Source organism: Streptomyces coeruleoprunus (assembly GCF_039542925.1).
Taxonomy (GTDB): Bacteria; Actinomycetota; Actinomycetes; order Streptomycetales; family Streptomycetaceae; genus Streptomyces; species Streptomyces coeruleoprunus.
Map to the genome: position 1 here is coordinate 7031637 of NZ_BAABIT010000001.1, position 22106 is coordinate 7053742.

At 73.9% G+C, this 22106-nt stretch carries 19 protein-coding genes; 5 read left to right on the forward strand and 14 right to left on the reverse strand.

Features of this window, described 5'->3' with window-relative positions:
* Window positions 1-77 precede the first annotated feature (77 nt).
* Entirely contained in the window at window positions 78-1328 is a 1251-nt protein-coding gene (locus ABEB09_RS31500; RefSeq protein ID WP_345693316.1) for an aminotransferase class III-fold pyridoxal phosphate-dependent enzyme, read from the reverse strand.
* Between the two features lie 117 nt (window positions 1329-1445).
* Here ABEB09_RS31500 and ABEB09_RS31505 point away from each other — a divergent pair, with 117 nt between their 5' ends.
* A complete protein-coding gene (locus tag ABEB09_RS31505; RefSeq protein ID WP_345693317.1) occupies window positions 1446-3347 on the forward strand; it encodes a hypothetical protein in 1902 nt (633 codons plus the stop codon).
* 29 nt (window positions 3348-3376) lie between these two features.
* Here ABEB09_RS31505 and ABEB09_RS31510 read toward each other — a convergent pair whose 3' ends face one another.
* The 12 genes from ABEB09_RS31510 to ABEB09_RS31565 all read right to left on the reverse strand — a co-directional run bounded on the left by ABEB09_RS31510 (window position 3377) and on the right by ABEB09_RS31565 (window position 17467).
* Window positions 3377-4264, reverse strand: a complete 888-nt coding sequence (locus ABEB09_RS31510) for a PIG-L deacetylase family protein (protein ID WP_345693318.1) — start codon at window positions 4262-4264, stop codon at window positions 3377-3379.
* Entirely contained in the window at window positions 4257-5297 is a 1041-nt protein-coding gene (locus tag ABEB09_RS31515) for a glycosyltransferase family protein (RefSeq protein ID WP_345693319.1), read from the reverse strand. Before ABEB09_RS31515 ends, ABEB09_RS31510 begins: the two co-directional genes overlap by 8 nt.
* Window positions 5290-5538, reverse strand: coding sequence for a DUF6137 domain-containing protein (locus ABEB09_RS31520; protein WP_345693320.1), 249 nt, complete (start codon window positions 5536-5538; stop codon window positions 5290-5292). The genes ABEB09_RS31515 and ABEB09_RS31520 overlap by 8 nt, the downstream gene beginning before the upstream one ends.
* Window positions 5535-6206: a histidine phosphatase family protein gene (locus tag ABEB09_RS31525; protein ID WP_345693321.1), complete on the reverse strand. Its 672-nt coding sequence runs from the start codon at window positions 6204-6206 to the stop codon at window positions 5535-5537. The genes ABEB09_RS31520 and ABEB09_RS31525 overlap by 4 nt, the downstream gene beginning before the upstream one ends.
* Entirely contained in the window at window positions 6203-7102 is a 900-nt protein-coding gene (locus ABEB09_RS31530; protein WP_345693322.1) for a radical SAM protein, read from the reverse strand. Before ABEB09_RS31530 ends, ABEB09_RS31525 begins: the two co-directional genes overlap by 4 nt.
* Window positions 7103-7156: 54 nt before the next feature.
* Window positions 7157-8782, reverse strand: coding sequence for a GMC oxidoreductase (locus ABEB09_RS31535; RefSeq protein WP_345693323.1), 1626 nt, complete (start codon window positions 8780-8782; stop codon window positions 7157-7159).
* Between the two features lie 67 nt (window positions 8783-8849).
* Complete coding sequence (locus ABEB09_RS31540; RefSeq protein WP_345693324.1) at window positions 8850-10628, reverse strand: ABC transporter ATP-binding protein; 1779 nt, start codon at window positions 10626-10628, stop codon at window positions 8850-8852.
* Window positions 10625-12466 carry an ABC transporter ATP-binding protein gene (locus ABEB09_RS31545; protein WP_345693325.1) on the reverse strand — a complete coding sequence of 614 codons (1842 nt, stop codon included), beginning with the start codon at window positions 12464-12466 and terminating at the stop codon, window positions 10625-10627. Before ABEB09_RS31545 ends, ABEB09_RS31540 begins: the two co-directional genes overlap by 4 nt.
* Complete coding sequence (locus ABEB09_RS31550; RefSeq protein WP_345693326.1) at window positions 12463-13728, reverse strand: glycosyltransferase family 4 protein; 1266 nt, start codon at window positions 13726-13728, stop codon at window positions 12463-12465. Before ABEB09_RS31550 ends, ABEB09_RS31545 begins: the two co-directional genes overlap by 4 nt.
* Window positions 13729-13862: 134 nt before the next feature.
* Window positions 13863-15029 (reverse strand): 2-deoxy-scyllo-inosose synthase, encoded by a 1167-nt coding sequence (locus ABEB09_RS31555; RefSeq protein WP_345693327.1) that lies wholly within the window; start codon window positions 15027-15029, stop codon window positions 13863-13865.
* 59 nt (window positions 15030-15088) lie between these two features.
* The gene (locus ABEB09_RS31560; protein ID WP_345693328.1) at window positions 15089-16363 is read right to left on the reverse strand and encodes a DegT/DnrJ/EryC1/StrS aminotransferase family protein; all 1275 of its coding nucleotides are present in this window, start codon (window positions 16361-16363) and stop codon (window positions 15089-15091) included.
* A gap of 81 nt (window positions 16364-16444) precedes the next feature.
* Window positions 16445-17467: a zinc-dependent alcohol dehydrogenase gene (locus ABEB09_RS31565; RefSeq protein ID WP_345693329.1), complete on the reverse strand. Its 1023-nt coding sequence runs from the start codon at window positions 17465-17467 to the stop codon at window positions 16445-16447.
* A 205-nt stretch (window positions 17468-17672) separates the two neighbouring features.
* On the opposite strand from ABEB09_RS31565, the gene ABEB09_RS31570 reads away from it, so the two are divergent.
* The 4 genes from ABEB09_RS31570 to ABEB09_RS31585 all read left to right on the forward strand — a co-directional run bounded on the left by ABEB09_RS31570 (window position 17673) and on the right by ABEB09_RS31585 (window position 21390).
* Complete coding sequence (locus tag ABEB09_RS31570; protein WP_345693330.1) at window positions 17673-18182, forward strand: hypothetical protein; 510 nt, start codon at window positions 17673-17675, stop codon at window positions 18180-18182.
* Between the two features lie 626 nt (window positions 18183-18808).
* Window positions 18809-19324 (forward strand): hypothetical protein, encoded by a 516-nt coding sequence (locus ABEB09_RS31575; protein ID WP_345693331.1) that lies wholly within the window; start codon window positions 18809-18811, stop codon window positions 19322-19324.
* Window positions 19314-20510 (forward strand): MAB_1171c family putative transporter, encoded by a 1197-nt coding sequence (locus ABEB09_RS31580; RefSeq protein WP_345693332.1) that lies wholly within the window; start codon window positions 19314-19316, stop codon window positions 20508-20510. Before ABEB09_RS31575 ends, ABEB09_RS31580 begins: the two co-directional genes overlap by 11 nt.
* A 76-nt stretch (window positions 20511-20586) precedes the next feature.
* Window positions 20587-21390, forward strand: coding sequence for an APH(3')-V family aminoglycoside O-phosphotransferase (locus tag ABEB09_RS31585; protein WP_380841202.1), 804 nt, complete (start codon window positions 20587-20589; stop codon window positions 21388-21390).
* Window positions 21391-21445: 55 nt separating this feature from the next.
* On the opposite strand, the gene ABEB09_RS31590 is transcribed toward ABEB09_RS31585, so the two are convergent.
* Window positions 21446-21865, reverse strand: coding sequence for a hypothetical protein (locus ABEB09_RS31590; RefSeq protein ID WP_345693334.1), 420 nt, complete (start codon window positions 21863-21865; stop codon window positions 21446-21448).
* Window positions 21866-22106: the final 241 nt, after the last annotated feature.

Below are 22106 nucleotides of genomic sequence, written 5' to 3' on the forward strand. Positions count from 1 at the left end.
GTCGCGGTGGTCGCTGCGGTCGCTCTGATCGCGGGTGGTCACGGTGGTCGCGGGTGGTCGCGGCGTACGAAGGGGTGTCAGTCGTCGAGCAGCCGGGCCAGCAACGCCTCGGTCGTGCCCCGGTCGCGGTCGGCCTCGCGCAGGCCGTCCATCACGTTCCACGCGACCCGGTAGCGGGCCTCCTCGTCGACCGGCGCCGTGCCCGCGTACGCCGACAGCCGGCCGCACACGCGGGTGAACCGCTGCTCGGCGTCCGTCAGGACGGCGTCGTCGAAGGCGGCCGACACGCCCTGGTTGTCGCCCGCGTAGAAGAGCAGGCCCTCGGCGTTCGCGGCCCGGTAGAAGGCGTCCTCCAGTTCCTCCGTGGCGGGCACGAACTGGAAGAACGTGCCGTCACCCGCGATCTCCACCGGCAGTGACGCGTCCCCGAGCGCCTTGCGCGCGTGGCGCAGGAACCGCTCGCCGGCCTCGCGCACGGCCCGCTGCGGCTCGCCCGTGGCCACCCGCCGGAGCACGGCGTCCGCCGCGGCCAGGATCGTCGGCTCGAAGAACGAGGTGAACGACACCTCCTTCAACGGCCTCAGCAGCGCCCGCGGCCCGCCGACGGCCGACACGGCATGACCGTTGGCCATGCCCTTCGCGACCACCCACACGTCCGGGGCGAGCAGCTCCGCCGTGGACAGGCCCGCCCCGTAGCGCAGGCCCACCTTGACCTCGTCCGCCACCAGCACCACCCCCGCGCGGGAGCACAGCCGGCGCAGCTCCCGGTACCAGGCCGGCGACAGGTGCATGTGGTCGGGCGACACCACGACCGCGGCCACCCGCTCCGGGGCGCGCAGCAGCTCCGCGAGGAGCCCGAGGTCGAAGAAGAAGTCCACGACGCCGTCCGCGTTGGGCTCCAGCGGGGTGCCGGACGGGTACCACATCGGGTCGTAGCCGTGGTAGCCGGCGCTCAACAGGAGCGGCCGCCCGGTCGCCTCCCGCACCGCGAGCACGGCCGCCCGCACGGCCGCCGTGCCGGACCGGAACAGGCCCACCACCTCGCCGCCGCACAGCGCGTGCAGCCGCTCCAGCACCGCGTCGACCCGGGGGCTCCAGCCGGTCGCGGTGCCGGCGGCTCCGGTCGCGGCCCGCGCGACGGCCTCGGCGACGTCCGGGTCGCCGTGTCCCAGCAGAATCGACCCGCGCGCATTGTCGAAATCGATCCAGCGGAATCCGGATTCATCGGTCACATAAGCGCCGGACGCCGAGGGGAAAACCCTCGGACGGTCATTCGTGTCACGCGGGCAGGTGGGGAATTCGGCCAGCAGGGAAGAGTTTTCCGTCATTGTTCACCTCGTGGGAAAGACTTGCGTTGAAAGGGAAATGGGGCCGGGCGCACAGTGGCCAGGCGGTCCGGGCGACAGGAATGCGCCGGAACGCGTGACCCCCCAACCCCAGGAGGAATGGACGTGGTGACATCCGGCGTGGCGCTGCCCGCCCTGCACCGTGCTTTCGTCGACACGGCACGCCGGGACGGGAGCACGGCCGCCCTGCACGCCTGCGCCTGCTTCGCGGAACAGCTGCTCTCCGACGCCGCGGCGGCCGCGGCGCGGACCCCGGACGGCCCGCGGGCCGGACTGCCGGGCATACCCGGGGAACTCCCGGAACTCGCCGAGGAGTTGCGCGGGATGTGTACCGAGCTCGCGCGCGAGATGGCCGCCGACCCGGGGGCCCCGGCCCGTGACACCGACGGGCGGTCGAGGCTCCTGGAGCGGGCCCTCGCCCTGGCCACCGCGACGACCGACACCCTGTGGCGCTCCGCCGCGGCCCGTACGGACCCGGTCGCCGCCGCGCTGCTGCGGCACGCCACCGACTGGAAGACGCCGGAGTGCTACGGCTACGACCTCGCCGACCCGGAACTCTGCCTGGCCCAGGCCGCCGGCCACCTGGCGGAGCGGCCCGCCGGCGAGCCCGTCCTCGTCGTGGCCGTCCGGACCGGGGGCTCCTACCTCGCGCCCTTCTGGCAGGCGGCCGCCGAGGACGCCGGACGCGCCGCGGCGCCCACGTGGCACAGCGTCCGCCCCGTGCGCGGCGCCGACGGCATCACGCTGCCGCAGGCCGAACTCGCCGCGCTGCCGCGCACCCTGCCGCCCCGCACGGTCATCGTCCTGGTGGACGACCAGCCGGACACCGGCGCCACCGCCAGGGCCGTACGCGACCGCATCGCCGAGCGCTTCCCCGCGGCGCGGGACATCCTCCTCGCCGCACCGGGACGGCTGTACGACCCCAGCGGCCCCGCCGTGCGCGTGGTCGCCGAACGCCCGCCGGTCCGCACCGGTGCGGAACGCCTCTGGCAGCTGGCCGGCACCGGCGACTCCGCCCGGCTGGCCGCCCGCGCCCGCGCGGCCGGGGTGCCCCTCGCACCCGGCGCGGTCCACCGCACCGAGCCGTTCCGGGGCCCGTTCCTCGACCTGTACGGCTCCGACCCCGCACCCGCGAGGAGCGGCGGCGCCCACCGCATCGCCCCGCGCGCCCGGCCGTTCACGCTGACCAGCACGGGCCGCGGCGCGACGCCGGACGTCCACCACTTCCGGTTCATCGGCACGGGGACGCACGGCCTGCACTGCTACCGGGCGCTGCGTGCCATGGGCCAGCTGCTGCCGCCCGGCACCGCCTTCGCCGACGGGTACCTGGTGACCCGTCACGAGAGCGGGCTGCGGCCGTTGCGCGACGCGCTGCCGGTGCTGGACGAGCCGCGCCGGCGCCACGTGCTGGGCGCGGTCGCCCGTTCCTGGCACGAGCTGCGGCGCCTCGGAGAGCTGGGCCGCCCCGGCGAGGCCGCCGTGTACGACCCGCGTGAGCGGCTGGGCCAGGGGCTGCGCCGGCTGCGGGAGCGCATGGGCCGCCCCCTGCCCGTGGACGACGCCTGGCTCGCCCGGTACGTGCCCGGCCGGGCCCCGCTCGGCGGCGTCGACGGCGTCCTGTTCCGCACCCCGCTGCCGTACGGGCACGGCTTCTGGCACTGGCAGCTCGCCGGCGCGGACGGGAGCGAAGGCGCCCCCGTCCTGCGGCGGTTCGGACTGGACTGGATCTGGGGCGGCGGCGGCAGCCTGGAGAGCGAGATCGCCTCGTTCGTGGTGGAGAACCGGCTCGACGCGCACGCCCGGGACCTGCTGCGCGACGCCGTGGCCGAGGCCACGGGCGACGCCCGGGCGTTCGACGCCGGGCTGAGCCTGGCGGGCGAGGCCCTGCACTGGAACGTCCGGACGTGGCTGCGCCGCTGCCCGGTCCTGACCGGGGCCACCGCCGACCGCGTCGAGGCCGAACTGGCCGCGCAGGCACGGTACGTCGCCGACCTGGGCTGACCACGCGCGTGGCCGGCCGCCGCCCCGGCTCACCGGGCCTCCGCCGGGGCGGCCACGGCCCACACCCGCTCGGCATACGCGAAAGCCCGCCCGCCGACCGCGCACGTGGGGCGCCCGGCACCCATGGCGCGGGCCTCCGCGGCCGACCCGACAGCGACAGGCGGGCGACCGGCCGCGACGTGCGGGCACGCCGTGCGCCGCGCGTGCCACAGCGTCTCGCGCACGCACTCGTCGTCCGTCTGGCTGCCGTACACGTACATGCCGCGCACCTTGTCCTCCACGACGCCGGAGACGTCGACGCCCGCGTACGGCACGAGGCCCCGCTCGTCCCGCAGCGTCCGCTCGACGTCGCCCAGGTCGTGCTGGCCCGCGTACGGCAGGTCCTCGTAGAAGAGCAGGAGCGCCCCGTTCCCCACCGCGCCCCGCACCGCGCCGTGCACCAGCAGGTGGTCGATGTGCCCGCCCACGGCCGCGGGAGCCAGCACGGTGTCCGCCCCCGACGCGCGCACCGCCGCCGACACGGCCTCCTCCACCGCACCGCGCAGCCCGTCCGCCTCCACGGACGACGACACCTCCGCCACGTCGTCGTAGCCGCGCAGGCTCGCGTCGTCGAAGCCCAGCGGCCGGTAGTCCGCCAGGCCCCGCAGCCGGCAGTAGCGCAGCTCCTCCTCGCGGCGCCGGGCGCTGATCACCCGTACCCCGGCGCGCCGCAGCCGCTTCGGCAGCGCCCACGCGGATCGCGTGAACACCGTCAGCAGCGTGGCGTGGGCGGGGCGGCCCACCGCGGCGAGCAGCCCGCCGCACGAGTACGCCACGTCGTCCGGGTGCGGCGAGACCAGCAGCGTCCGTCCCTCGCGCAGCCGTGCCGCCAGGGCCCCGGCCGGCTCGTCGGTCACCTCCCACGTGGGCTCACCCATCGTGCCGCCCCTCCCGGACCACCTCGGCGTACCGGGCGGCCACGTCCCGCCAGCCCGTCGCCGGACGCGGCTTGGGCTCCAGGGCGCGGCCGCCGTCCGAGACGACCCGGTCCAGCAGCTCGTCCAGCGTCGGGGCGCGCAGCGAGGCGAACCGCGGCAGGTTGCCGCCCTCGCCGAGCGTCGCCACCGGCACGCCCAGCTGGACGGCCTCGGCCGCCGCGAAGTTGAAGGTCTCGTGGAACAGCGACGGCAGCAGGAACAGCGAGGCGCCGCCGAAGACCCGCTCCCAGTCGGCGCGGATGTCGTACGAGTCGAGCACCTCGATCCGCCGCCCGCCGCCCAGGTGGTCGCGCACCAGCTCGCGGGCCTCGCGGCCCCGCCGCGACCAGGTCGCGAACATGACCCGCAGCGGCACCCCGGCACCGGTCAGGCGGCGCAGGCACCGCTCCGCGTCCACCGTGTCGATCTTGCCGAGCTGGAGCACGACCGGCCCCGACGGGTCGTGCAGGTCCTTGGCGGGCACGTGGTCGGCCGCCCAGGGGATCACCGACCGGCGCGGGAAGCACCGCGTCCACGGCAGGTCCCGCAGGAACACCTCCCGCATCGGCCCGCCGGGATGCGCCCCGTGCGCGACGCAGCCCTCCGCCTCGGGCTCCCCCCGAGAGGCCGGGCGGTCGGCGTGCACCGGACACGGCGGCGGCTTCGACAGGTCCGCGGAAAGCCGGCTGACGTCGTGCCAGATCCGCACCGTCCGCGCGTGCAGCCCGGGCAGTCGCCGCCAGGCGGCGCCCTCGAACAGGGCGCTCTCCACCAGCGGGAACACCGCGTCCACCCGCTCCCGCTCCACGCGTGCGGCGAGCGCGTCCAGGTCGGCGCCCTCCGACTCGCGGTAGAAACCGGCGTCGACGCCCGCCTCGCGCAGCGACCGCACCAGATGCCACAGGGCGGTCTCCACCCCGCCCCACGACGGCGAGTCGAAGCCCTCGTCGTAGATCTCGAACAGGGCCCGCCCGCCGGCCGCCGCCTCAGGCACGGTCCACCTCCGGTGCGCGCCGCGCGGTCGCCGCCGCCACCCGCTCCACCAGGTCCGCCACCACGAACCGGTTCCCGGGCCGGGAGCGCAGCCACAGCGTGCAGTCGAAGTAGCCCTCGAGCCGGTTGACGATGTTGACGAACTCGCGGTCGTCCACGTCCACGAACCCCTGGGCGACGATGTCGCCGGCGTCGTCGCCGGTCTCGTCACTGAGGCACTTCAGGACGAGCATGCGGGTCATGCCGTCCGCGCCAGGTGCGTCTTGCTGTTCGCCACCACCAGGGAAGCGCATCCGTCCTCCGTTCTGTCCACGATGAACACACCGGTGTTGCTGATCTTGAAACGGGTGCGGTGCAGCAGCGCGTCGTCCAGCCCCAGCAGCTCGAAGAGGAGGGCCTGCATCGTCTCGGAGTGCGACACGAGCACCCACCGGCCGCCGCCCGCGGCCACCGGGCACCGCTCGCCGAGGAACTCCCGCACCCGGCGCCGCTGCGCGGCCCAGCTCTCCACGCCGAACACCTCGGCCTCCGGCCGCAGCAGGCGCTCCTCCAGCACGGCGTCCCACTCCCGCACCCGCACCGGGCGCGGGAAGACCTCCGGCGCGGCCAGCTCCGCCAGCCTGCCGTCCGCCACCACGGGCACGCCCAGGGCCGCGCCGAGCGGCTCCGCCGTGCGCGCCGCCCGCCGCTGCGGGCTGCAGTACACCCGTACGCCGGACTGCGGGCCGGGGCCCGGCGGGCGTACCGCCGGGTCCCCGGGGAGGTGGCGGGCGAGCGCCCGGGCCTGCCGCTCGCCGAGCCGGGTGAGCCCGGCGTGCGGGTCGAAACCCGGCAGGACGTCCTCGTCGTCCAGGACGTTGACGCTCGCCTCCGCGTGCCGGACCAGCACGAAGCGCTGGACCGCGGTCATACGATGGGCAGCGGGATGCGGCCCTGCGGGGCCCGCATCCGCTCGCGCGAGTTGTTGAACTCCTGGTTGGCGATGCAGGTGCCGCACGGCCAGTTGTCGAACTCGCGGATCGGGCCGAAGCCGTGCACCAGGTGCTTGGGCACCGAGTAGCAGTCGCACTTGACCATCCGGATCTCGTCCCCGGACACCTGGTAGTTGTAGCCGTTGGTGATCTGGTCGCAGACCGCGTCCCGCTTGCCGGTCTCGAAGATGTGGTTCCAGCGGCGGAAGTACTCCGGCGGCGCCAGGAAGTCCGCCGGGTGCAGCTCCTCATAGCGCAGGTTCACCGTCAGCGGCTGCCCCTTGAACGCGAGCAGCGGCATGAAGTGCAGCAGCCCCCGGTAGCCGCGGGACGCCAGCAGGTCGATGTAGGCGTTCACCTCGTCCACCGACTGGCCCCAGTACACCGTCTGGAGTTCCGCGCCCAGCTCGACGGCGGCGTCGATGATCCGGTCGATCTGCGCCTGCTTCAGACCGCGCTTGGCGTTCATCGCCTCGGTGTGCCCGTCGACCGAGAACACCCAGAGCAGGTCCGGGCGGCCCTCCAGGGCCCGCGGCAGCTTCGTGCCGTTGCTCAGCACCTCGACGCGGTAGCCCTCGGAGGCACGTTTCTGCAGATGGTCGACGATCTTCGGGTAGAGGGTGATCTCACCGTCGGACTCCACCCGGAACAGCACCGCGTCCGGCTCGTACTCGGCGAAGATCCGGTCCAGCGAGCGGATGGTCGCCGGCTGGTCGACCTTGGTCTTCTTGACCTCGCAGTAGGTGCAGCGGATGTTGCAGGCGCCGTCGACGACGATGTTGCGGTAGGCGCGGACCTGCCGGACGGGCGGCGGCCACACGATGTCGGATGCCATGGTCGTGACTCCTCGCTGGGTGTGTCGGTGAAGTGGCGGGCGCGGTGCGCCGGTTCAGACGTGCGCGGCGTGCCGGGACACGAGGTCGCCGGCGACCGCCTTGGCGCTGCGCAGCGCGTGCGCCTGGATGGTCAGGGTCGGGTTGAGGCCGCCCGGGTAGGGCATGAAGCTGCCGTCGACGACGTACACGTTGGGGGCGGAGTGGACCCGGCCCCAGCCGTCCACGACCGAGGTCGCCGGGTCGTCGCCCGCCCGGCACGTGCCGTGCAGATGGCAGCTGCCATGGGCGAAGCCGCTCTCCTCGTGCCGGATCGCGGTCGCGCCCGCCTGCCGCAGCAGCCGCTCGCACTTGTCCGTCATGTACTCCAGGCGGCGCAGGTCGCGCGGGTCGGGCGTGTAGTCGATGACGACGGCCGGCACCCCGTCCTCGTCGACGTGCCGGGACAGCCGCACGCGGTTGTCCAGGTTCGGGTGGTCGGCCAGGATCGTCTCGATCCGCAGCTCCAGCGCGTCGTGCCGGATGCGGTCCGGCTCGTCGTTCTTCGACTCGTAGATCAGACCGCCCACCCCGGTCGGGCAGGCGGGGTCCAGGTAGTGGTCGAGGAACGCGATCGTCGAGAACGGCCCCGTGTGCGTCCGCCAGTCGGCGAGCGTCGTCCCGTCGGGGGCCTCCACGACGCCGCTGACGTACTCGCTGAGCTTCATCGTCAGGCCGCGGCCCACCAGCCCCGAGTGGTTGCCCACGCCGTCGGGGGCGTGCCCGCCGCGGGAGCGCAGCAGCAGGGCGGCCGTCTGGATCGCGTTGCACGCGACGACGAAGGACCGCGCCCGGATCCGGTGCGTGGTGCGGGACAGCCGGTCCAGGCACGTCACCGACGTCACCGCGTCCGCGCGGTCCTGCTCCAGCCGCAGCGCCCGGATCCCGGTGCGCAGCGTGAAGTTGGGGTGCGCGGAAAGCGGCGTCAGGAACACGGCCACGACGTCGGCCTTCGCGCCCGTGGGGCACTGGTGGCTCACGCACAGCGAGTCCCTGCCGCACGCCGAACGCCCGCCATGAGCGTGCCGGTTGATGGCCAGGGGCGTCGGGAACGGGTCGTAGCCCAGCGCCGTGCCCGCCTCGTACAGGACCTCCGCCGCGGCCGTCGGCGGGTGGGCGGGGCCGCGGCTCTCCTGGTCCGGCTCGCCGCCGCAGATGCCGAGCCGACGCTCCAGCACGTCGTAGTACGGGGCGAGTTCGGCGAGCCCGTACGGCCAGCGCACATCGAGGTCGCCGGCGTCGATCAGCTCGCTCGGGTCGAAGTCGAACGGCCGGTAGCGCCACGACGCGCCGCCGTAGAACACGGTCCCGCCGCCCAGGTTGGAGGTCGTCCACGGCCAGCCCTCGTCGGTCCAGCCGCCGTTGCCGTCACGGACCAGCGCCGTGCGGCACATGTCGTCCAGCTCGGGGTTGCCGAGGTCGGGGGAGAGCCGGAAGCCCTCCTCGACCATCAGGACGTCCAGCCCCTGCCGGACGAGCCGGTCGGCGGCCACCGATCCGCTGGCGCCGCTGCCGATCACGACGACGTCCCAGATCCGGTCGTCGTCCCGGGAGTCCCACCCGTCGCGGTGCGCGGGCCCCAGCGGCTCGGGGTGCCATGCGTGCCGGGCGTCCAGGGGCAGGGTGCCCCGAAGGCGCTTCATTGGTGTGCCTTTCGTAGAAGGGGGAGGATGCGGAGAAGAGGGGGGACAGGGATGGGCCCGTGGGGCGTCATGCCGAGGTCGCGGCCAGCCACCCCCGCTGCATGCCGGCGAACCGGCCGCCGGCGTCGAGGAGCTGCGCCGGGCTGCCGTCCTCGACCACCGCGCCGTCCTCGATGACCAGGACGCGGTCCGCGATGGCGACCGTGGAGAGCCGGTGCGCGATGATCACCGCCGTACGGCCGGCGAGCACCCGCGTCAGCGCCTCGTGCACCGCCCGCTCCGACGGCGTGTCCATGCTGGACGTCGCCTCGTCGAGGATCAGCACGCGCGGCGACGTGAGCATCACCCGCGCCAGGGCGATCAGCTGCCGCTGCCCGGCCGACAGGCCCGTGCCGCGCTTGTGCACGTCGGTGTCGTAGCCCTCCGGAAGCGCGCTGATGAACCCGTGCGCGCCCACCGCCTCGGCGGCGGCCCGGATCTCCGCCGGTGAGGCGTCCGGCCGGCCCAGCGCGATGTTCCGCGCCACCGAACCGGCGAACAGGAACGACTCCTGCGTGATCATCGAGACGGCGCCCCGCAGCTCGGCGTCCGCCAGCTCGCGCAGGTCGACGCCGTCCAGCGTGATCCGGCCGGCCGTGGGGTCGTAGAGCCGGGCCAGCAACTTGGCGATCGTCGACTTGCCGGCGCCCGTGGTGCCCACCAGGGCCACCGTACGGCCCGGTTCGAGGGCCAGGTCGACGCCCGACAGGACCGGCCGGCCCTCCTCGCCGTACCGGAAGTGCACGTCCTCGAACCGCACGGCGCCCCCGGCCCCTCGGGCCGGCAGCGGCACCGGCCGCTCCGGCTCGGCGACCGCCGGGTGGCGCACGAACAGCGCCCCGATCTTCTCGAGACCGGCCGACGCCGACGAGAACGCGTTGGCGAAGCTCGCCAGCTCGTCGATCGGGTCGTACAGCCGGTGCACGTACAGGAGGAACGCGGTCAGCGTGCCGATCGCCAGCTCGCCCTGGTGGATCCGGAACACCCCCAGCGTCAGCAGCCCCACCAGCGACAGGTTCCCGATGAGCTTCACGCCGCCGCTGAACGCGGCGCTGACCCAGCCGGCGTCCGCCCGCGCCACCGCGTAGTGGGCGTCCAGGCCGCGCAGGCGCAGCGCGTTGGCCTCCTCGCGGCGGAACGCCTGCACCGCCTTGATGCCGTTGTACGCCTCGACGGTGTGCCCGACGACGCCCTCGACGGCCGTCCTGGTGCGCCGGTACGCCCGCCGCGACCGGAGCCGGAACCACCGCGTCAGCGCGTACAGCGGAAGGAACAGCGCGATGACCACCGCGGCCATCGGCTGGTCCAGCCAGAGCATCACGGTGAGGATGCCGACCATGGAGAACAGCGCCGAGAACAGCCCGTCCAGGCCCATCTCCAGCATCTCCTCGACCGACTCCACGTCGCTCGACAGCCGGGCGATGACCCGCCCCGAGGGGTACGACTCGTGGAACGCCAGCGGCTGGCCCATCACATGGGTGAACGCCCGGTGCCGCAGCTCGAACAGCAGGTCCTGGGCGATGCCGCCGGAGTAGCGCAGGAAGCAGTACTTGAGGGTCGCGGTGGTCAGGCCCGCGGCCAGCGCCGCGGCCGTGAACCCGACGAGCGGGCCCCAGCGTCCGTCCGCCGCCGCGGGCACCCCGCGGTCGATGGCGGCGGCGATGAGCAGCGGCGGGACCAGCCCGCACACGTTCTCGACCAGGGCGAGGCCCGTCGCGGCGGCCAGCCGGCGCCGCTTCGGCCACAGCAGCATGCGCAGCAGGGCGTCCCGGCGGGCCCGGGACCGCGCGTCGTCGCGCTCGCTCATCGCGTCTCCACCTTCCCCGCCCTGTCACCCGCGGGACCGCCGGCACCGGCCCCGGCGGCCGGGCCTTCCGCGTCCGCGCCGGCACCCGGCATCTCGGGCGGCGGCTGGACCAGCAGCCGGTACTCCGGCTCCCGCGCCATCAGTTCGTCGTGCGTGCCCGTCGCGGCGACCCGCCCGCCGGACAGGAACACCACCTGGTCGGCCAGGCGCAGCGTGCCCGGCCGGTGCGCCGCCACGACCGTCGTGACCCGGCTCAGGACCCCGCGCAGCGCGGCCTCCACCTCCGCCTCCGTCCGCACGTCCAGCGCGGACAGCGCGTCGTCCAGCACCAGCACCGACGGCCGGGGCAGGATCGCCCGGGCCAGCGCCAGGCGCTGCCGCTGACCGCCCGACAGGCCGAGGCCCTCCTCGCCGATCACCGTGGACAGCCGCTCGGGCAGCGCGGAGACGAACCCGTCCGCCCGCACCGTCCGCAGCGCCTCCCACACCGCGTCGTCTCCGTCCGGCGCGTCCGGGCCCGTGTCCGGTCGGCGCACGCCCAGCGTGACGTTGTCCCGTACCGTCCCGGAGAACAGCACCGGGTCGTCGAAGGCGCTGCACACCACCGACCGCAGGTCCGCCAGGGCCAGGTCCCGCAGATCCGTGCCGTCCAGCGTGACGCGGCCCGACGTCGGGTCGTCCAGCCTGGACAGCAGCGACAGCAGGGTGCTCTTCCCGGAGCCGGTCGCCCCGACGACGGCCACCGTGCTGCCCGCCCGGATCGTCAGGTCGACGCCCCGCAGGGCCGCGGCCCGCCCGCCCGGGTGCGCGTAGTGCACGTCCTCCAGGCGGACCTCGCCCCGCACCGGCGACGGCAGGGGCAGCGGCCGCGGCGGATCGGTCACCGTGACCGGCTCGTCCCGCACCTGCCAGTACCGGTCGGCCGCCGCGGCCGCGGTCGACGCGTCGGCGGTCAGCCAGCCCAGGGTGTCGGCCGGCCAGCGCAGGTACGTGGCGACCGTGACCGCCGCCATCAGCGTCCCCAGCGTCAGCGAGCCGGTGGCGACGCTGTGCCCGCCGTACCCGATCATCGCCACGATGGCCAGGTCCGGCAGCGCCGTGATCACCCACCACAGGGCCGCCGTGTACGACAGCTTCCGCAGCTCCAGGCCGCGCAGCCGGCGCGCCTGCTCCGTGAACCGGCGCACCGTCTCCGGACCGCGCCCGAACACCTTCAGCACCCGCACGCCGAGCACCGACTCCTCGACGGTCGTGGACAGATCGCCGCTCAGCTCCTGCGCGGAGCGGGCCACCACCCGGAACCGCTGCTCGAACACCGTCGTCGCCAGCACCATCGGCGCGTACGCCAGGAACACGATCAGCGCCAGGACCGGCGCCAGCCGCGCCAGCACCAGCAGACCGACGACCAGGGCCGCCACGTTCACCATCAGGTACACGGCGGAGAACGCCACGAACCGCCCGATCTCCGTCACGTCGGAGACCGTCCGGGAGAGCAACTGCCCCGACTGCCAGCGCGCGTGGAACGACAGCGGCAGCCGCTGGATGTGCGCCGCGACGTCCGCCCGCATCGCCGTCTCCAGCCGGGTCGCCGGCCGCACCACCAGCAGCCGGCGCGCGCCCAGCAGGACCGCCTCGACCACGCCGAGCAGCGCGAACCCGCCGATGAACCACGGCAGCGCCGCGAAGTCCCGCTCGGCGACCGGGCCGTCCACCAGCCCCTGGAGCACCAGCGGCATGGCCAGGCCCGCGAGCATCGACCCGAACGCCGCGCCGCACGCCCCGGCCATCAGCCAGCGGTGCGGCCGCAGGTAGGGGGCGCACCGCCGCAGTGACGTCATGGCCTCCACGCTCCACCTCCCGCCGCGTCCTCGCCGAGCGCCCGGCCGTAGTGCTCCAGCGCCCGGTCGACGGTGTCCGCGCCGTACGCGGCCAGCAGGTCGGGCAGCGCCGCGTCGACCGCCTTGTGGTGCCGGGGCGCGTCGGTCACCGCGTCGCCCGCCGCCCGTGTCAGCGCCTCGACGTCGCCGCGCGGCACGAGCAGCGAGGGGGTGACCCCGCCGACCGTGTCGCGCAGCCCGCCCACGGCGTAGCCGGCCACGGGGGTCCCGCACACCATGGCCTCCAGCGCGCTGCCGCCCAGCTCCTCGTGCGCCGACGGCATCACCAGCACGTCCAGGGCGGTCATCACCGACGGGACGGCGTCGTGCGGCAGGAACCCGGTGAACACGAACCGGTCCGCGAGGCCCGCCGCCGAAACGGCCTCCCGCATCCGCTCCCGCTGCGGCCCGTCGCCCACCACGAGGAACACCGCACCGGGCGCACCCGACAGGGCGTCCCAGTGCCCCGCCATGGTGACGAAGTCCCGCCACCCCTTCTCGTGCGCGACCCGGCCGACCCAGCCGACCACCGGCACGCCGTCCGGGACGCCCAGGGCCCGCACGTACTCCCGCGCCTCCCCGCCCGGTACGGGCCGTACGTTCCCGACCGAGTCGGGCAGGACGTCCACCAGGCCGCGGTCCAGCGGCAGGAGCCGCGCGACCGTGTCGGCGGTCCGCGAGGTGAGCGTCGAGATCCGGCGGGCGTGCCGCAGGGCGTACCGCTCGGCGGCGTACACCAGGCGGTGCTGCAGCCGGTCGAAGCGGGACATCGGCTCGTACACCGCCAGCCGTGAGCAGTGCAGCGTGACGCAGTACGGGGCGCCGACGATGCGCGACACGAGCGGGCCCGCGAGCAGCGCCCACAGCTGGCCGTCCGCGTGGACGTGCACCAGGTCCGGCCGCCATCTGCGGCGCAGCGGAACGCACGCGGCGAGGACACCGGCCAGCCACGCCTGGTTGAGCCCGACCAGACCGGTGAGTTCGGAGCGCAGCCGGGGGAGAGGCGCCCGGGTCACCCGGACGGTGAGCCCGGGCCGGTCGACCCGCTCCTTGGGCAGCCCGGGAAAGCCCACGGTCATGACCAGCTGCTCCACTCCACGCCCGGCCAGCTCCCGCGAGAGGCCCAGGATCTGCACCTGCATGCCCCCGACGGCGTCGAACTCGGCGGGCCAGTCGGTGACGCAGTCGTGGTGGAAGAAGGGGGTGAGCCGCAGCACACGCACAGGAACTCCACGGAAGAGGAAACGCCGCACGGGCCGAATTCAGCCCCTCCGGCGTTTGAGGAGCGGGGGGTTCGGGGGGCGGAGCCCCCCGATTCGGGAAGGGGCGGGGTGGGGAAGGATCCCCCGGCCACCACCTAGGGCAGCGGGCCCGCCGGTGCGCGCCCCGCGTACGCCGGTTCGGCCGTGCCGGCCGCGGTCGTCTCGTCGACCACCTCTTCCAGCAGCGCCAGCGGGACCGGGACGAGGGGCATGGCGCCGGTGTGCAGCACCTTGCCGGGGGCGGAGAGCAGCACCATCGGGGTGTGGCCGGGCGGGCTGTCGAGGTAGCCGCGCTTGTTGTCGTACGCCAGCCAGTTCTTCACGAGCGCCGTGTCGACGTGCGCGGGGATCACGGGCTCCACACCGGCGGCGGCGACCAGTTCGCGGTGCAGGGCGACGAGCCCCGCGTCGGCGTGGCCCAGGCGCCGGGACACCTCGGCGGCGATCGTCATGCCGACGGCCACGCCCGCCCCGTGCGCGACCTCGCCGCGCGAGGCGTGCTCGATGGCGTGCCCGGTGGTGTGGCCGTACTCCAGGACGAGCCCGGAGCGCCGCTCGTGCTTGTCGTCCCGGGTGACCATGGCCTTGGCGGCCAGGCTCTCGGCGATGATCCAGCGCATGGTCTCGTCGTCGTACCGGCCGTCGGCGCGCAGGGCGCCCGCGAGCCGGTCGAGCATGGAGGGCCGGATGGCGAGCGCGTTCTTGACCACCTCGCCGATGCCGGAGCGGATCTCGCGCGGCGGCAGGGTGCGCAGCATCGCGGTGTCGGCCAGGACCTCGACGGGCTGGTAGAAGGTGCCGACGAGGTTCTTGCCGAAGGTGGCGTTGACGGCCTGCTTCAGCGACAGCACCGAGTCGAGCATGGCCACCACCGTGGTGGGCACGTGGACGAGGCGGATGCCGCGGAACAGCAGGGAGGCGACGAGGCCGGCGATGTTCCCGGTGACGCCGCCGCCCAGGGCGACGACGACGGAGCGGCGGTCGGCGCCGTGCTCCAGGGCCTGTTCGGTGAGCGCGCCGACGGTGGCGAGCCCCTTGTGCACCTCTCCCACCTCGTGGGTGAGCAGGTGGGCCGGTCCGGCCTCCTTGTCGATGCGGGCGGTCAGGTCGACGCCGTAGAGGGCGGCCACCGTGGTGTCCGCCACCACTAAGTAGCTGCTGGCCCGCAGTGCGGCGAGCCGTGCCACGACGTCCTCGGCGCAGTCGGTCCCGAGTCGGTAGGGGAACGACGCTTCTTCCATCGCTATGGGTGTGACCTGCATGATCTTTCCCGATCCTCCGGCGGTTCGCGGGGCTGGGGCGCGGCGGGGTGCCTGCGGGGTCAATGGGCCAGTTCGGCGCCGTGCCGCAGGACCTTGGCGAAGGCCGCGGCGATGTCGCCCATGTCGTCTGCGTCGCCCAGCAGGGCGGCGTGGTGCAGGGTCACGGTCCGCCGGGCGGTGTCCTCGCACACCGGCAGCGAGAACCGCTTGGGGTCGATGCGCTCCTCGTGCGCCAGGCTCACGGTGTAGCGCCGGCGGGTGTGCGGCGCGTACAGCTTGTTGGCCGGGATCGGGGCGTACGAGGGCAGGACCGAGAAGCCCAGTTCGGCGCTGAGCGCGCCGGTGATCTCGCCGATGGCGGTGTGCTCCAGCTCGCCGTCGGGGAGGCGGACCGCGTACGTGTAGTAGGTGCGCGAGGTGGTGCCCTCGGACGTGGCCTGCGGGCGCAGGCCGAGTTCGCCGAGGTGCCGGTCGAGGAGCAGGGCGTTCGCGCGGCGCCGCTCGTTCTGCTCGTCGAGGGTGGTGAGCTGCTCGGTGAGGATGGCGGCCTGGAACTCGGAGAGGCACCGGTTGCTGCCCATCAGCTCGCCGGTCTCGACGAGTTCCATGGCGCCGGGTGCGGGCGGGGTGGTGGTCAGGCAGCGGCCGTCGGCCCGCAGGTGCTCGACGCGCCGGGCGAAGTCGGCGTCGCGGGTGATGACCGCGCCGCCCTCGCCGCTGGTGAGCACCTTGCTGTGCTGCATGCTGAAGGTGCCGGCGGTGGCCAGCGCGCCCACCTTGACGCCCCGGTAGGCCGCACCGTGGGCCTGGGCGCAGTCCTCGACGAGCGGCAGTCCGTGGCGCTCGGCGATCCGGCGGAGCGCGTCCATGTCGGCGACGGCCGAGTAGAGGTGGACGACCACGATGGCCCGGGTGCGCTCGGTGATGAGGGCCTCGACCGCGTCGGGGTCGAGGCACAGCGTCGCGGGGTCGACGTCGCAGAAGACGGGGACGGCGTTGACGCCCAGGACGGTGGAGCCGGAGGCGACCCACGACAGGCCCGGGACGATCACCTCGTCGCCGGCGCCGACGCCGCAGGCCTCCAGGGCCAGCATCAGGCTCGCGGTGCCGCTCGCGGCGGGCACGCAGTGCGGTACGTCGTGGTAGGCGGCGAACGCGCGGGCGAAGCGGCGCTCGTAGGAGTCCGCGCCGCGGTACGGGCCGCTGATCGACCACCGGCCCGAGCCGAGGACCTCCGCGACCGCGCCGGGCACACCGGGCGCGGGCTGCGGCCAGGCGGGCCAGGGACGTGTGCGTATGGCGTCGCCGCCCTTCACTGCCAACCGGGAAACCATGGGACCTTCCTTCCTGACGTCATGCCGGGGATGTGCGGATGAGGGGCGGGAGGGTGGAACCGCCGGGGCGTGCACCGGCGTTCAGGCCCGGAGGTTGAAGTACGAGCGGGTGTTGCCGTCGGCGCGGCGCAGGGCGACGTCGAGTGCCTTGGCGTGGTCGTCCAGCGCGAACTCGTGGCTGAGCAGCGCGTCGACGTCGACGGCGCCGGACGCCAGGACGCCGATGGCCTCGTCGAAGCGGGTGCCGGGGCCCATGGACGCCTGGATGGTGAGGACCTTCAGCACGATGTGGTGCGGCGCCATCGCGGCCGACTCCTCGATGCGGTAGCCGACCAGGCCGACGCGTCCGCCGGGGCGGACGGCCTCGACGGCCTCCTGCACGGCGGTCGGGTAGCCGGAGGCCTCCAGGACGACGTCGGGCACGGCCCCCGGGTTCTTGCGGAGGAACTCCACGAGGTCGCCCGGCTGTCCGGGCACCGCCGCCGGGACGCCCATGGCGAGGGCCGCGGCCCGCCGCTCGGGCACCGGCTCGGCGACCGCGGTGACGGTGCCGCCGCGCAGCCGCACGGCCTGGGCGAGCAGCAGCCCGATGCCGCCGGCGCCCATGACGGCCACCTTCTCGCCGGCCGTGACGTTCAGCCGGTCCACGGCGTTGAGTGCCACCGCGAGCGGCTCGACCTGGCAGGCGGCGCGCAGCGGGAGCGTGTCCGGGAGCCGTTTGAGGTTGGCGACCGGGATGGTCATGTACTCGGCGCAGGCGCCGTCCCGGGTGAAGCCCAGCTCCTGGAGGTCCTCGCAGAGCGTGGGTGTGCCGGCCGCGCAGTGCGCGCAGGTCCCGCACGAGCAGGTCAGATCGCCCACCACGTTGGTGCCGATCAGTTCGGCCCCCTGCGGGCCGTTGACGTCCACGACGGTGCCGCTCCACTCGTGGCCGGGCACCACGGGGTAGGTGAAGCCGTGCCAGACCCCCTTGTAGAAGGAGAGGTCGCTGCCGCAGACGGAGTTGTAGGCGATCCGGACCAGCGCCTCGCCGGGGGCCGGATCCGGTACCTCCCGGTGGATGAGCAGGGCCCGCTCGGGGGCCTCGAACAGCAGAGCCTTCATCGTGCCGAACCTCCGTGGTCAGGAGTGCCCGGCGGTCCCCGGGCGGGTTCTGTTCGCTAAAGCGGATGAAGCTGCGCATGATCGTACGCTGGCATCACATCAACTTGTCAACCATGGCTGATAGTTGTTTGATGGCCGGGTGAGCGCTGTCCGCTAGAGCGGGCGGAGGTCCGGGGCGAAGCCGGAACGGAAGGGAGAGACGTGCATGGCGGGCAGTGGATCGGCACCTGAGTCGCACGAGCGGCCGCTCCTGCGGAAGTTCGACCAGCGGCTGGGCGAATTGATCGCCGCCCTCTACCCGGACGAGCGCAAACGACCGGGCTACGCCCGGCTGGCCAAGGAGATCCGCGAGACCACCGGCGGTGCCATCTCCGGCACCTACCTGTGGGAGCTCGCGACGGGCAAGAAGCGCAACGTCACGCTGGAGCAGCTGGACGTGCTGGCCGAGTTCTTCGGGGTGCCGCCCGAGTACTTCCTCAACGAGGAGACGGCCGAGCGGGTCAACTCGCAGCTCAAGCTGGCCACGGCGCTGCGCGACGCCCGGGTGCGCAACCTCGCCCTACGGGCCGAGGGCCTCTCCGCGGAGAGCCTGGACGCCCTGCTCATCATGGTCAACGAGGCCCGCAGGGTGCAGAACCTCGCGTCCGTCGACGACCACGACCACAAGGCCGCACCGGACGGCGGCCGAACCGGAACGTCCGGAAGCACGACGTAGCCGGGGGGCTACGGAAAAACGGGGCGGAACAACAGCGGGGGCTACTGGAATATGGCCGCTGGTGCCGCGGGGGCACCAAGCATGGGGAGGCTGTCATTTTTTCTCACAACAAGGGGCCGGGCCGCGGAGTGACGCCGTCCGAACGGCCCGCCATGTATCGCCCCACGGGTATTCCGGGGCGACGAAGAACCGTTTCCTCTTTCTTCGTAGCGGAGTGGTGACGCCACACCGGCCGTCCGGCCGGATCTGATCCACGGCCACCGCCTGCTGCTCGTCCGCATCCAGCCGCGATTCCCCGCCACGGGACGCGCCCACGCGATCCGGCACGACACGCCGACCGGCCCGCCCGCGCTTCGACACCCGAACCGCCGGACGGCCCGACCGGTGATCCGTCGTGCCCGGAAGACACCTCCGGCGCCCCCGTACGACCCGGTGGACCGGCCATGCCGTCATGCGTGCCACACCGCCATGCCGTCGTGCCGCCGCGCCACCCCACGTCGTCGTGCGGTCCCGCGGCCATGCCGCCGTGCCGTCGTCCGGCACCCCGGCGGAGCGGGCTTCGGTGGACGGTCCGTGCTCTCCACGCCCTCAACGCCGTCCGAGGAAGGCCGAACGGTACACACCGAATGTCGTACAGGATCGCCAGGCTGCGCCGACGCTGTCGACCGCTGCTGGGCCAGCTCGCCCTGCCCCAACCCTTCGCCATCGAGACGCTGTGCGCACATCTCTCCGCGCACCGCAGGCGTCCCCTCCACCTCCACCCGCTGCCCCTCCAGGCCGCCGCCTCGGGCGCGTGCGGATTGTGGATCGCCACCGACACCGACGACCACATCTTCTACGAGCAGCGCACCGCCCGTTCCCACCAGGAGCACATCGTGCTGCACGAGATCGGCCACATGCTCTTCAACCACCACGCCACCGCCGACGCCGGCCCGCCCGGTGGCCTCCTCGCCGACCTCAGCCCCCGCCTGGTCCGCCGCATCCTCGCCCGTACCAACTACTCCACCCGCCAGGAGCAGGAGGCCGAGATGCTGGCGACACTGATCCGCACCGGAGAGGCGGGCGCCGGTCACGGCCAGCCGTCGGACCCCTACGGCAAACTGCGCGCGGCCCTCGGGGTGAGCACCGACCATGAGCTGTGACTTACCCGGAGCATGGGGCCTCGCCCTGGACGCCACCGGCCTCTGCCTGCTCTGGGGGGCCGTCCTGCTGCGGGCCCTCCCGGCACTGCGCCACCCGCACCAGCGCGGACTGTGGCTCGCCGTCGCGTCCGCCGCCGTCGCGATGACCCTGCACCTGGAGCCCGTCTGCCAGTACGTCACCCAGCTGACCGGCTCCGCCCGGTCCGTCGCCATCGCCAAGAACCAGGCCGGCGTGGTGTCGGCCGGCGCCGTCCTGCACTTCGCCGCCTACGCCACCAGCGGCCGCCGCCACACCGGCACCATCGTCCTGACCACCGCCGCCATGATGGCCGCGCTCCTCGCGCTGGCCGGGCTCGGCGCCGTACCCCCGGGGAGCCACGGGCCGCCGTTCACGCTCGCCCGCGCCCCCTCCGCCGCCTACTGGCTCCTCCTCGTCACCCTCCACGTCGTGGCCAACGCCGCCTGCGTCCGGGTCTGCTGGGCCTACGGCCGGCGCGGCCCCCACCGGTCCCTCAACCTCGGCCTCATGCTCTTCGGCTGGGGCACCGCCCTGGCCGGCCTGTTCTGGATCGGCACCCTCGTCCTCCTCGTCGTCGACTCCCGCCCCGGCACCACGCTCTGCCTCCTGCTGAGCGGGCACGCCGTGCTGCGCGCCGCCGCGCTCCTCGTGCCCACGATGCTCGAACTGCGCCGCGCGCTCGGCCACGCGCACACCATCTGGCGCATCTGGCCGCTGTGGCGGCACCTCGTGGACGCCGTGCCCCACGTCGCCCTGTCCGTGTCCCGCTCCCGCCTCCTGGCGTTCCTCCAGCCGCAGGTCTCCTGGCGCCTGATCGCCTACCGGAAGGTCATCGAGATACGCGACGCCATCCTCGCCCTCGGCCACTACGCGGATCCGGCCGTTTCCGATGACGCCCGCGCCCATGTGCGCCGCTGCGGCGTCCCCGCCGAGCGCACCGACGCGTTCGTGACCGCGTGCCTCCTGACCAGGGCCCGCGCCGCCAAGCTCGGCGGCGCCCGCCCCGATCCGACCCGCGAGGTCGTCACCGCCGGCCGGCACACCACGGACCTCGCCACCGAGACCCGCTTCCTGCTGCAGCTCGCCGAGGCGTACACCTCCCCGTGCGTACGGGAGTTCGCCGCCGACGCGGAAACGGCACGCGCCTCCGCGGGAGGCCCCCGGTGAAGCCGCCCGCCGCCCCTGTCCGAAACCGTTCAGGAAGTGTCAAAGGGGCGGGGCGAATTGAGGGCCCTCTGCCATGATGCCGACCATGGACAGCACGTTGCGCCGGAAATACCCGCACCACGAATGGACCGCCGTGAACGAAGGAGATTCGGGCGCCTTCGTTTATCACCTCACCGGACACCAGCCCGAGCTTTATGCGAAAGTCGCCCCGCGCACCCCGGAAAACGCCGCCTTCGACCTCGCGGGCGAGGCCGACCGGCTGGAATGGCTGGCCCGCCACGGCATTCCCGTCCCCCGCATCGTCGAGCGCGGCGGGGACGACACCTCCGCCTGGCTCGTCACCGAGGCCGTCCCGGGCGTCTCGGCCGCCGAGGAGTGGCCGGAGCACCAGCGCCTCGCCGTCGTCGAGGCCATGGCGGACCTCGCCCGCGCCCTGCACGACCTGCCCGTCGACGCGTGCCCCTTCGACCGCGGCCTCACCGTGACCGTGGCGGAGGCCCGGCACAACGTGCGCGAGGGACTCGTCGACCTCGACGACCTCCAGGAGGAGCGCGAGGGCTGGTCCGGCGAACGGCTCCTCGCCGAACTCGACCGCACCCGGCCCGAGAAGGAGGACACGGTCGTCTGCCACGGGGACCTCTGCCCGAACAACGTGCTGCTCGACCCGGAGACCTGCCGGGTCACCGGAGTGATCGACGTGGGCCGCCTCGGCCGCGCCGACCGCCACGCCGACCTCGCCCTCGCCGCCCGCGAGCTGGAGATCGACGAGGACCCCTGGTTCGGCCCGGAGTACGCCGAGCGGTTCCTCGAACGGTACGGGGCGCAGCACGTCGACAAGGACAAGATGGCCTTCTACCAGCTGCTCGACGAGTTCTTCTAGGCCCTGGCCCCCGCTGTGGCCCGCCGCGGTGGCGGGCCACAGCCGCCCGGCGGGCTCAGCGGCAGTCGTCGAAGTCCTGCGAGACCCCCGGGATCGGCTCCCAGTTGCGGCCGCCCCTGACGTAGACCGCGCTGATCCAGCCCTTCGGGCCGCCGGCGTCCACCAGCAGCCACCAGTTGTTCGCGTAGTTCCCGTCCCGCACGTCGTCGCCCTTGTTCTGGCAGAACGCGGTGACGTACATCCTGCTGACCTTCACGTTGTCGTACGGCGGGCACTGGTACGAGGCGCACGCGCGCATGTTCACGCCGGTCGCCCACACGTACACCCGCGTCGCGTCCGCGGCGGCCTGGGCGGGGGCCGCGCCGACCAGGGACGCGGCAGCTCCCGCGGCCGCCGCGCCCGCCACGGCCATCCGGCGCAGCCGGGTCGTGCGCTTCGTCGTCGCCCGCTGGGCGGTCGTTCGCTCGGTGGTCATCCGGACTCCTCGGCGTGATCGGGGGGAAATCGAACGCTGTCGCCGGAGCGACGGAACTCGCCCGCTCCCCATATGAGTCCGCCGGGCCCGCCGCACGAAGCATTCACGCCAACATCCGTCCCGGCATCAGTCATACGGCCGCACCCCGGATTCCGTCGCCCACACGAAGACGGACAGCGCTCCCCGCCCGAATGCGAGGTCACCACCGGCCGAATACCACCGCATGCACGCCGCGGCGCAC